The 11,313-nt window shown below is 58.3% G+C and carries 9 protein-coding genes and 2 pseudogenes; 10 read left to right on the top strand and 1 reads right to left on the bottom strand.

Features of this window, described 5'->3' with window-relative positions:
* The 10 genes and pseudogenes from AAAC48_RS16445 to AAAC48_RS16400 form a co-directional block, all read left to right on the top strand.
* Positions 1 to 282 (top strand): annotated as a pseudogene (locus AAAC48_RS16445) (hypothetical protein); the annotation flags it as partial.
* 95 nt (positions 283 to 377) lie between these two features.
* Positions 378 to 1,622: a phosphopentomutase gene (locus AAAC48_RS16440; protein ID WP_340655205.1), complete on the top strand. Its 1,245-nt coding sequence runs from the start codon at positions 378 to 380 to the stop codon at positions 1,620 to 1,622.
* Positions 1,615 to 2,508 carry a bifunctional DNA-formamidopyrimidine glycosylase/DNA-(apurinic or apyrimidinic site) lyase gene (mutM, locus tag AAAC48_RS16435; protein WP_340655204.1) on the top strand — a complete coding sequence of 298 codons (894 nt, stop codon included), beginning with the start codon at positions 1,615 to 1,617 and terminating at the stop codon, positions 2,506 to 2,508. Before AAAC48_RS16440 ends, mutM begins: the two co-directional genes overlap by 8 nt.
* A 12-nt stretch (positions 2,509 to 2,520) precedes the next feature.
* Positions 2,521 to 3,294, top strand: a complete 774-nt coding sequence (locus tag AAAC48_RS16430; RefSeq protein WP_340655203.1) for an enoyl-CoA hydratase — start codon at positions 2,521 to 2,523, stop codon at positions 3,292 to 3,294.
* A gap of 156 nt (positions 3,295 to 3,450) precedes the next feature.
* Positions 3,451 to 3,717, top strand: coding sequence for a 30S ribosomal protein S20 (gene rpsT / locus AAAC48_RS16425; RefSeq protein ID WP_340655202.1), 267 nt, complete (start codon positions 3,451 to 3,453; stop codon positions 3,715 to 3,717).
* Positions 3,718 to 4,624: 907 nt separating this feature from the next.
* Positions 4,625 to 6,121 carry a chromosomal replication initiator protein DnaA gene (gene dnaA, locus AAAC48_RS16420; protein WP_340655211.1) on the top strand — a complete coding sequence of 499 codons (1,497 nt, stop codon included), beginning with the start codon at positions 4,625 to 4,627 and terminating at the stop codon, positions 6,119 to 6,121.
* A 172-nt stretch (positions 6,122 to 6,293) separates the two neighbouring features.
* Complete coding sequence (dnaN, locus tag AAAC48_RS16415) at positions 6,294 to 7,412, top strand: DNA polymerase III subunit beta (protein WP_340655201.1); 1,119 nt, start codon at positions 6,294 to 6,296, stop codon at positions 7,410 to 7,412.
* A 20-nt stretch (positions 7,413 to 7,432) separates the two neighbouring features.
* Positions 7,433 to 8,596 (top strand): DNA replication/repair protein RecF, encoded by a 1,164-nt coding sequence (gene recF, locus AAAC48_RS16410; protein ID WP_340655200.1) that lies wholly within the window; start codon positions 7,433 to 7,435, stop codon positions 8,594 to 8,596.
* A 176-nt stretch (positions 8,597 to 8,772) separates the two neighbouring features.
* Positions 8,773 to 9,245: pseudogene (locus AAAC48_RS16405) on the top strand (L-lactate permease); the annotation flags it as partial.
* Between the two features lie 229 nt (positions 9,246 to 9,474).
* On the top strand, positions 9,475 to 10,290 hold the full coding sequence (locus AAAC48_RS16400) for a methyltransferase domain-containing protein (protein WP_340655199.1): 816 nt from the start codon (positions 9,475 to 9,477) through the stop codon (positions 10,288 to 10,290).
* Positions 10,291 to 10,364: 74 nt separating this feature from the next.
* Here AAAC48_RS16400 and AAAC48_RS16395 read toward each other — a convergent pair whose 3' ends face one another.
* Positions 10,365 to 11,129, bottom strand: coding sequence for an SDR family oxidoreductase (locus tag AAAC48_RS16395; RefSeq protein ID WP_340655198.1), 765 nt, complete (start codon positions 11,127 to 11,129; stop codon positions 10,365 to 10,367).
* Between the last annotated feature and the right edge of the window lie 184 nt (positions 11,130 to 11,313).

Here is an 11,313-nt window from a genome sequence, read left to right as displayed (position 1 = left end):
GGCGCGGCAAAAGTCGCCTGGTCAAGACAAACGAAGAACGGTGTTGAATCTACCCCCTATCCGGCGGGCAGCGCTGCCAATATCAATGCTAACCTGCTGATCCCCAGTACATCGGTCATCCGCGTTGAAACGAATATTGCCTATGTGCCGCTGATCGCCTGGACGATCAAGGACAAGACCACGACCGCGAAGGGCACCTCTGTCACCGGGCTTGCCATGGCCAAGACCTCCTTTGGGCGCGTACGCCAAGGCGCAGCAGCCGTCACTTGCTCGGATTGCTGATCTTTCCGATCTATCCAGCAAAGCTGCTTGCTCAGTCTATTTGTCATGGCGCACAGTTTGACCTATCTGTGATATCTCAAATCATGGAGTGAGGCATGTCTCGCGCTTTCCTATTCGTACTTGATTCCTTCGGCATTGGCGGCGCTTCGGACGCAAAGGCATTCGGCGACGACGGCTCAAATACGTTTGCTCACATTGTCGAGGCCTGTGCCGCCGGGCACGCGGACAAGGATGGCCTTCGCTCTGGCCCGCTGCTTGTGCCGAACCTGAGGTCCCTTGGCCTTCTCCACGCGGCCAATCTCGCCTCGAAGATGCCGCTCGCGCCGCGAGTGCCCGAACCGATCGGCCTTTGGGGTGCTGCACAAGAGATCTCGCACGGCAAGGACACACCCTCGGGGCACTGGGAAATTGCTGGCGTCCCGGTCACATTCGACTGGGGGTATTTTCCGCAAACAATTCCCACTTTCCCGGATAGTCTGATTGCGGATGCTCAACGCCGTGCGAAACTGCCAGGCGTCCTCGGCAACAAGCATGCCTCCGGGACGGATGTTATTGACGAATACGGCGAGGAACATATTCGGAGCGGCAAGCCAATCTTCTATACCTCGACCGATTCCGTTATCCAGATCGCCGCACACGAGACACATTTCGGTCTCGACCGCCTGTACGACCTTTGTGCAATCGTCCGCGAGCTCGTCGATCCGTTGAATATTGGCCGCGTGATTGCGAGGCCCTTTATCGGAGAAACGCGGCAGACGTTTACCCGCACAGGCAATCGGCGTGACTATTCGGTGCCGCCGCCGGAGCCCACACTGCTCGACCGATTGAAAGAGGCTGGCCGCATGGTCATCGCCATTGGCAAAATCGGCGATATCTATGCTCATCGGGGCATCAGCCAGGTGCGCAAGGCCAATGGCAATATGGCGCTCTTCGATGAAACGCTGGTCGCCATGGATGATGCACAGGACGGTGACCTCGTCTTCACCAATTTTGTCGATTTCGACATGCTGTACGGGCATCGCCGTGATGTGCCGGGTTATGCAGCCGCTCTCGAAATCTTCGACAGGCGGCTCCCGGAGGCGCTGGCGAAGCTTCGCCCGGGCGACCTTCTGATCCTCACGGCTGACCATGGCTGCGACCCAACCTACAAAGGCACGGATCACACGCGCGAGCGGGTTCCGGTGCTTTGCTGTGGTCCCGACCTGCCGCGCGGATCGTTTGGTATTCGCCCGACCTTTGCCGATATTGGCGAGACCGTCGCGGCCCATCTCGGGATTGCGCCAGGTCTGCATGGCAAGAGCTTCCTGAAGGGTACGGGGGACCGCTCTCCAGATGCCTGAACTACCGGAGGTTGAAACCGTCAGGCGAGGGCTGCAGCCCTTCATGGAAGGCGCGACGATCACTGCCGTGGAGCAAAGGCGTCCTGACCTGCGCTTCCCCTTCCCGGATCATTTCGCCGAACGGCTGACCGGTCGCCGGATCGAGGCACTGGAACGGCGCGCCAAATATCTAATCGTCCATCTTGATGATGGCCTCGGTCTCATCAGTCATCTTGGCATGTCCGGCTCCTACCGCATCGAGCAGGGCGAAGCGAGCGATATGCCGGGCGCTTTCCACCACGACCGATCAAAGAATGCCTTGCACGATCACGTGGTTATGCACCTTGGAGCGAAGGACGGGACGAAAAACCGCATCATCTACAACGATCCGAGACGCTTCGGCTTCATGTTGTTCGCCGAGCCGGGCGGGCTCAACGCACATCCCCTGATCAAGGATCTCGGTACTGAACCGACAGGCAACCGTCTCGATGGCAGCCTGCTTGCCAAACTCTTCCACAACAAGGCGGCTCCCTTGAAAGCAGCGCTGCTTGACCAGAAGCTGATTGCCGGCCTCGGGAATATCTATGTCTGCGAGGCCATGTGGCGTGCTGAACTTTCCCCGACGCGGTCTGCTGGAAGCATTGCTGGTGAAAACGGCAAGGCCACCGTGATGTCGGACCGCCTTGCTGGCGCTATCCGCTCCGTTATTGCCGATGCGATCAAGGCCGGCGGATCGAGCCTTAAGGATTATCGCCAGGCCGATGGCGAACTCGGCTACTTCCAGCACTCATTTTCGGTCTATGATCGCGAAGGCGCCGCTTGCCCACGTGACGGCTGCAATGGCACGGTGTCACGCATTGTTCAAAGCGGACGCTCTACCTTCTACTGTCCGGTCTGCCAGCATTGAGAGGAAATTCGGATGACTTACGAAAACATCATCGTCGAGACACGTGGAAAGGTCGGATTCGTCGAGCTCAACCGGCCCAAAGCGCTCAATGCATTGAATTCCGCGTTGCTGGCGGAGCTCGCTGGTGCACTCGAGGCCTTCGACAAGGACAACAATGTCGGCGCAATCGTCATCACCGGTTCGCAAAAGGCCTTTGCGGCAGGAGCGGACATCAAGGAGATGCAGACACTGGATTTTGCCGACGCCTATCTCGGCGACTATTTCAGCGAATGGGAACGGGTCACACGGCTGCGCAAGCCGCTGATTGCTGCGGTGGCGGGCTATGCGCTCGGCGGCGGCTGTGAGCTTGCCATGATGTGCGACTTCATCATCGCCGCCGATACCGCCAAATTCGGCCAGCCGGAAATTACGCTCGGTGTTATGCCGGGCATGGGTGGATCGCAGCGACTGACCCGCTTCATTGGCAAGTCGAAGGCGATGGATCTTTGCCTGACAGGACGGCTAATGGATGCCGCTGAGGCAGAACGTTGCGGATTGGTCTCACGGGTGGTTCCGGCGGGTGATCTGGTCGAGGAAGCCCTGACGGCTGCAGGCAAGATTGCCTCGTTCTCACTGCCCGTCGTGATGATGACCAAGGAGACCGTCAACCGTGCCTACGAGACAACCCTTTCCGAGGGCCTGCGGTTCGAACGGCGCGTCTTCCATTCGATGTTTGCCCTCGAAGACCAGAAGGAAGGCATGGCGGCCTTTGCCGAAAAACGCACACCCAATTTCAAAAACAGATGAGGGTGAAATATCCCCTGGTCCTGCGCAGATTCCAAGTTGACGCAAATGCAAACGTCATCTATAAGCCCGTCAACGTTCGGTGGCCCCTCGGCCACCCTATTATTTTGTGACGGCCGCGTTCAAGCTGCCGACTAGCTGACAGAAAAGAGAGGCATCATGGCCAACACTCCTTCGGCCAAGAAAGCGGCGCGCAAGATCGAAGCCCGCACCGAAGTAAACAAGTCCCGCCGTTCGCGCGTGCGTACCTTCCTTCGCAAGTTCGAAGATGCGGTAGCAAGCGGCGATCAGGCTGCAGCTTCCCTCGCCTTCAAGGCGGTCGAACCGGAAGTAATGCGCGCAGCCGCCAAGGGCGTCATTCATAAGAATACTGCCTCGCGCAAGGTATCGCGTCTGTCGGCACGTCTGAAGGGCATGTCCGCATAATAGACCCCTGATATTTATATTTGAAAACCCGGCTTCTATTTAGCCGGGTTTTTTGTTTTGGCTCTGATTCTGGGAATAAATTCGTTTCCTGCGGAAAAGATTGTGGCTTATCAAAACCATGACATACGTCGGTCATAAATCGGTTAGGACAAAAAGCGTCAATCATCATTTTGTGTTTGTTTTCAAAGACTTATGGAAGGTAGTCATTACAGGTTAAACCGGACCGTTGGAATCTCCAGCCCTAGCCACTGTCAAGCGAAAATTTAATATTTTTTTTTGCCCGCGTGACTCTGCTGTGCAACGAATTCTATCTCCCAAAAAAGGCGTTGAATCCGAACGGTTTTTCCACGTTACGCCGGAGACGGTTAAAAAAAATGGGAATCCGTTAACCTTTAATTCATCAAAAAACCCTTGGTCCGCACTTGCTCTTCCTGCAAAGGTTTTTGTAAGGTCCAAGACATCAAAGGGGTGGGCAAAACCCATTTAACAGGCTTATCAAATGTGGGTTCGGGCGCAGATTTAATCGTTTGCGTAACGAGTGGTTTTTGTCAGTACTCAAGTCCAACGGATTTGGGTTGTTTCATAAATCGAGCGAGTTAGCGACGCTGGCGTGAGCCGGGCGGAAGGCCAACTGCGCCAAAATTGAGAGGGATGCGAACGTGGCAGTTATACATATTTCGGACGGCACAAACTCAGTCCAACACCGCGTGATCGCTAAAACCTCAATCTGTTAGCTTCAGGACTATTCAGGCAAGCCACTGGGGCGGCTGGCCGAAGATCACTGCCAGGCGATGACACGCCGGCAAATATAAAAACACGGGCGTGACATCAAATATCGACCCGATCTACATATCAGGATGAGGCAATGACAATGACCAGCGGAATAATGGAAAACGGCGCGAACGCCATGGTCCCGCTCCATACGGATGAGGGGAAAGACATGGATTCGGTCGGCAGTCAGGGCGAAATGATTTTCGAGCGTGTCAAGAGCAAGCTCAAGGCCAAGCTTGGAAGCGAGGTCTATTCGAGCTGGTTCGGACGTCTGAAGCTGGACGAGACCTCCAAGAGCATCGTTCGCCTCTCCGTTCCGACTGCATTCCTTCGCTCGTGGATCAACAACCATTATTCCGACATGATCGCTGCCTTGTGGCGTGAAGAAGACGAGCAGGTCCTCAAGGTCGAGATCGTCTTCCGCAGCGCCAGCCGCGCTGCCCGGCCTGCCTGTGAGGCCGAGGTGACACCGCGTGCAGAAACCCGCGCCCTTGCCCGCGACAAGCCGGTTTTTCCCGTCGGCAACACCTCGCAGGACAAGAAGGCACCAGCGCATTTTGCCGACCGTACCCAGAATTCTGTTTTCGGCTCGCCGCTTGACCCGCGTTACACGTTCGACACCTTTGTCGACGGTACTCCCAATCGCGTCGCGCTTGCCGCTGCCCGTACCATCGCCGATGCCGGCGCCAGTGCCGTCCGCTTCAACCCGCTGTTCATCCATGCCTCTGTCGGTCTCGGCAAGACGCACCTCTTGCAGGCGATCGCCGCCGAAGCGCTGAAGCGCCCCGAGCGTGCCCGGGTGGTATACCTGACGGCCGAATATTTCATGTGGCGCTTTGCGACCGCTATCCGCGACAACAATGCCCTGTCCTTCAAGGAACAGCTGCGCGATATCGACCTTCTGATCATCGACGACATGCAGTTCCTGCAGGGCAAATCGATCCAGCATGAATTCTGCCATTTGATCAACACCCTGCTCGACAGCGCCAAGCAGGTTGTCGTCGCTGCTGACCGGCCGCCTTCAGAGCTGGAATCGCTCGATCCACGCGTCCGTTCGCGTCTTCAGGGTGGTGTTGCACTGGAGATGATCGCGCCGGACTATGCGATGCGCCTTGAAATCCTCAAGCGCCGCCTTGCCGCAGCGCAAGCTGAAGACCATTCGCTCGACATCACGCCGGAAATCCTCGATCACGTGGCCCAGTCGGTTACCGGCAGCGGCCGTGAACTTGAAGGCGCCTTCAACCAGCTGCTGTTTCGCCAGACATTCGAGCCGAACCTTTCCGTCGATCGCGTGGACGAACTCTTAAGCCACCTCATGCGCGGCGGCGAAGCCAAGCGTATCCGCATTGAAGAGATCCAGCGTATCGTCGCGCGGCATTACAATGTGTCCAAGCAGGACCTCTTGTCGAACCGTCGCACGCGGACGATCGTCAAGCCGCGGCAGATCGCCATGTACCTTTCCAAGATGCTGACACCCCGCTCGCTGCCGGAAATCGGCCGCCGCTTTGGTGGACGCGATCACACCACGGTTCTCCACGCTGTGCGCAAGATCGAGGACATCGTCGGCAAGGATCAGAAACTCTCGCAGGAGCTGGAGCTGTTGAAGCGTCTGATCAACGATCAGGCCCAATAGTTTATCAACAGAAAGCCTGTGGTATGGTACGCTGATGCCTGCCGCAGGCTTGCTTTTTGCCATGAATTTCTGCCAATTTGCTTGACCCTGGGGAAAGTGCCTCCCCGCACCAGTAAAATGCCGCAGCCTGTGGTGCTTTGGCTGGAAATGTAGTCAGCGAGACCAGTTTATCATGCGTGTAACTCTTGAACGTTCCAATCTTCTGAAGTCGCTCAACCATGTCCACCGTGTGGTCGAACGGCGTAACACCATTCCGATCCTGTCAAATGTCCTGCTCAATGCGGATGGTGCAAGCCTCGCCTTGAAAGCGACTGATCTCGATCTCGAAGTGACAGAAGCAACGGCCGCGCAGATCGAACAATCCGGCGCAACCACCGTGCCGGCGCATCTTCTTTATGACATCGTGCGCAAGTTGCCGGATGGCGCCGAAGTGATGCTTGCGACCAACACGGACGGCAATTCCATGGCTGTAACCTCGGGCCGGTCGAGTTTCCGCCTGCAGTGCCTGCCGCAGTCGGACTTTCCTGAACTTACGGCCGGATCCTTCACCCACACGTTCCGCATCCCATCGAGCGCTCTCAAAAGCTTGATCGAGCGGACGCAGTTTGCCATTTCCACCGAAGAGACCCGCTATTACCTCAACGGTATCTATTTCCATGCCATTGAGAGCGATGGCGCCCTGAAGCTGCGTGCTGTCGCTACTGACGGCCACCGCCTCGCCCGCGCTGAGCTGGAGGCCCCCTCCGGCGCCGAGGGCATGCCCGGCATCATCATTCCGCGCAAGACGGTTGCCGAACTGCAGAAGCTGGTCGATGATCCGGATGTGGCTGTTACGGTCGAATTGTCGGAAACCAAGATCCGCTTCACCATCGGCTCGGTGGTACTCACCTCCAAGCTGATAGACGGTACCTTCCCCGATTATCAGCGCGTCATCCCGTCCGGAAATGACAAGAAGCTGACGATCGATCGCCAGAGCTTCGCCTCCGCCGTCGACCGCGTCTCGACCATTTCCAGCGAGCGCGGCCGTGCAGTCAAGCTGACGATCGCCGATGGCCAGCTGACCCTGACCGTCAACAACCCGGATTCCGGCAGCGCCACCGACGAGCTTGCGGCGGATTATGACTCGGATCCGATCGAGATCGGCTTCAATGCCAAGTATCTGCTCGACATCACCGGGCAGCTGACCGGCTCGGAGGCGATCTTCATGCTGGCCGATGCGGGTTCACCGACGCTGGTGCGCGATACGGGCGACGAGAATGCGCTCTATGTACTCATGCCGATGCGGGTCTAGTTCGGCCGCACATCATCCTCATGGCCGATGATCCTCTCATGGACGCGGGCAAACCGGCCCGCGTTGCGATCAGCCGGTTGAAGCTTGCCAATTTCCGCAATTACGAAAGCCTGTCCTTACGGCTCGCGCCCTCGCATGTCGTGCTGACCGGCGAAAACGGTTCGGGCAAGACCAATCTGCTCGAGGCGATCTCTTTCCTGTCGCCGGGACGGGGGCTTCGCCGCGCGACCTATACCGATGTCACCCGCACCGGAGCTCCGGACGGCTTCGCCATTCACGCTGCAATCGAGACCGCCGAGGGCTCGGTGGACGTCGGGACCGGTCTTGCCGGCAATGCGCCGGGTGATACTGCACGCCGTGTCCGCATCAATGGCGTGACAGCGGCCAGCGCCGATGAACTGCTCGACTATTCCCGCATTCTCTGGCTCGTTCCCGCGATGGACGGGCTGTTCACCGGGCCTGCCGCCGACCGGCGGCGTTTCTTCGACCGTATGGTCCTTGCCATCGATCCATCCCATGGCAAGCGCGTGCTCGACTATGAAAAGGCGATGCGAAGTCGTAACCGCCTGCTTACGGAAGAACGCGGCAATGATGCCTGGCTCGATGCGATCGAGACGCCAATGGCCGAGCTTGGTATTGCCATCGCCGCGGCGCGCGCCGAACTGATGCGGTTGATCAATGGCATGATCGAACGCCTGCCTGATGATACTCCCTTCCCCAAGGCCGACTGCCTGCTCGAAGGCGAACTCGAACAGCGTGTCGGCATCGAGGCCGCGAGCGATGTGGAGGAAACATTCCGGCGCGCGTTGCGTGACGGGCGCAGCCGTGACCGCGTCGCCGGACGTACGCTCGATGGGCCGCATCGTTCCGATCTGCTCGTTAACCACCGCCCGAAGGCGATGCCGGCAGAGCTTTGCTCAACCGGCGAGCAGAAGGCGCTGCTTATTGGCCTTATCCTCTCCCATGCTCGCCTTACCGGCGAACTTAGCAACATGGCACCGATCCTGCTGCTCGATGAGATTGCCGCACATCTCGACCAAGGCCGTCGCGCCGCGCTCTTTGATATTATCGAAGACCTTGGCGGCCAGGCCTTCATGACCGGCACGGACAGGGCCCTGTTCACGAGCCTCGAAGACCGCGCCCAGTTCTTCGACGTCTCGCATGGCGAGGTACGGGCGGGCTAGAGCAAAATCTGTTCTTCCAGAGTGAATTCGAGAGGGTGCGAGGCCGATATATTGCGATTGGCCGTGCCGCCGTCCGGTCGCGCCAGACGACCGGCGCAGAAAAGCGCTGATATAGCGCGGGTCCAACGTCCTTCTGAGCTGCCGGCGGGACTTAGCCGCTGGAGCTTATCAGGACCTACGGCCGGACAATCAAACTGTGCGCCTACTCGCTGATCACCATCTCGGCCATGCTGGCGATTGGCACGCTCACCCGCCTATCCGGCATCGACGCCACTCTCGGTCTCGCGTTCGCCGCGACCGGGGTGCTTTACCGTTCTTCGGCACACTGCTCGGCTGGCTCGGCGTTGCGCTCACCGGATCGGACACAGCCTCCAACGTCCTCTTCGGCAATCTGCAGAAAATCACGTCGGAGCAACTCGGCCTCTCGCCCATTCTCATGGGCGCTGCCAACTCGTCGGGCGGCGTCATGGGCAAGATGATCGATGCACAGTCCATTGTCGTCGCTTCGACGGCAACCAACTGGTATGGCTATGAAGGCACGATCCTGCGCTTCGTCTTCAAGCATTCAAGCGTGCTGGCACGCCTCGTTGGCGTCCTCGTCATGCTTCAGGCCTATGTCTTCACCGGCATGATCGTAACGCCACCTTGAGTAAAGGCAAAGGGGGCCACCGGCCCCCTTTCCTTTTCTTGCTACGGCTTAGCCGCGCCTGACAAAATAATCTGGCGTCATCTCTGGGACGGGCTTTCCTGCGTAACAAGCCCGTAAACGCTGACCCGGTCAGCAAGGGTGCTGATTGACCAGACCATTACGCAGGCGCATCCTTTGCTTCAAGCAACGCAATGTTTCATTGAAATATGCTCGCGCCAAGGAACCTGCCATGACACAGCCGGATCTCTATCTGCTTGGACGCGCCGAAGCCGAAGAAATGCGGCTCAAGCGTCAGATCGCCAATCTTGCCCCCGATTCTAACGCACAACTGGACAAAATCGGCATTCGACCGGGCGAGCGCGTCATCGATCTTGGTTGCGGCCCGGGAGGCGTCCTTAACCTCCTCGGCAAGCGCGTCGGGCCGACCGGATCGGTGCTCGGCATTGAACGCAGTGCGCATTTTGTCGAGCTTGCGCGCCGCTTTGTTGCGGATCATGCGCTGCCGCAGGTCGAGGTACGCGAGGGCGATGCTTATGATACGGGTCTGCCCCGCGCATCCTTCGATGGCGCACACATGCGCCTTGTCCTTGTCAACGTTCCAAAACCTGAACTAATCGTTGGTGAAATGGTATCGCTTGTGCGCCCCGGGGGGTGGATCGCAAGTTTCGAGGCGGATTTTCTCGCTCATATCTGCGACCCGCCCCTGCCCGCATGGACACGCCTTCTCGAGGCGTACATCGCCTACTCGGCGGCGCAAGGTATCGATCTCTTCATCGGTCGGCGCACGCATCGCCTGTTCCGCGAAGCAGGTGTCGTGGACATAGAGACCGACGCGGTCGTCCACGTCTATCCCCGTGGCCACGACCGGCGGACCATCCTGCGCGATTTCATCAACAATGTCAGCGTCAAGATGGTCGATGGGGGTTTCATCCAGCGCCAGCGACTGGAAGATGATCTTGCAGAACTCGAACACTATCTGTCGAGGCCGGATGCGATGGTAACCTCGCATATGTTTTTCCGGCTGTGCGGGCGTGTCCCAGGCTAGGATGCCAGGTTTTTCGCGCCGACCTGCCAACGATAGTCAATAGGGAGCCAGTTGGCTCCCTATTTTCAGCCGGATCATGTCCGGGTAATTGAAGCGCCGCCATCAACCAGCGAAGCCGTGCCGGTGACAAATGCAGCATCGTCGGAAGCAAGATAGAGGACCGACCGCGCCAATTCTTCCGGAGTAGCCACCCGCTTCAGCGCATGCAGGTTGGTGATGAATGCCTGCGATTCGGCCGTATTGTTCATCTCGCGATACATTGCCGTATCGACTGCGCCCGGCAGGATGGCATTCACGCGTATGTTCTGCGCACCATATTCGGCGGCAAGCGCCTGCGTGAGGCCGATGAGCCCGGCCTTGCTCGCGGCATAGGCGGCCACACCTGGAAAGGCGAAGCTGTAACCGACAAATGTCGATGTAAAGATCACCGACCCGCCGCCGTGCTTGAGCATCTCGGCGATCTGGTGTTTCGCACCGAGGAACGAGCCGGTGAGGTTGATCGCGATGGCATCGTTCCAGCCCGCCTCCGACACACCCGTGCTCGGTCCTGCTTCGCCAAGCGTACCGGCATTGTTGTAGGCAATATCGAGCTTGCCATAGCGCTCGGCGCCAAGCGCAACAAGCGCTTTGGCATAATCTTCGGAACGCACATCCCCGGCCAGCGCGACGGCTTCGCCGCCGTCTGCTTCAATTTCCGCCACCAGCGCATCAAGTTCTTCCTTGCGGCGCGCTCCGATAACGAGCTTGGCGCCCTCCTTTGCGAAGAGTTTGGCGGTGGCGCGGCCGATGCCGGCACTGGCGCCGGTGACGAGAGCAACTTTCCCAGACAGACGATTCATTTCGTTCTCCAATTGATTGCGACCAGCGTCGATTGGAACCGGTCAATTCCTGGCTATGAGTATGGTGTCGCACTTGTGTTCGAATTAGCCATGGAAATTCGAACCTAATATTCGGAAAAGGCGGACAATCTCAGTGACTGGGTCACATGGAAGCTCGGACATCACCATGCTAACGTCCACCCAG

The organism is Phyllobacterium sp., from assembly GCF_037994405.1.
Lineage (GTDB): Bacteria > Pseudomonadota > Alphaproteobacteria > Rhizobiales > Rhizobiaceae > Phyllobacterium.
The sequence above is the reverse complement of the archived record's forward strand: the minus strand, read 5'-3'. Positions and strand labels throughout refer to the sequence as shown.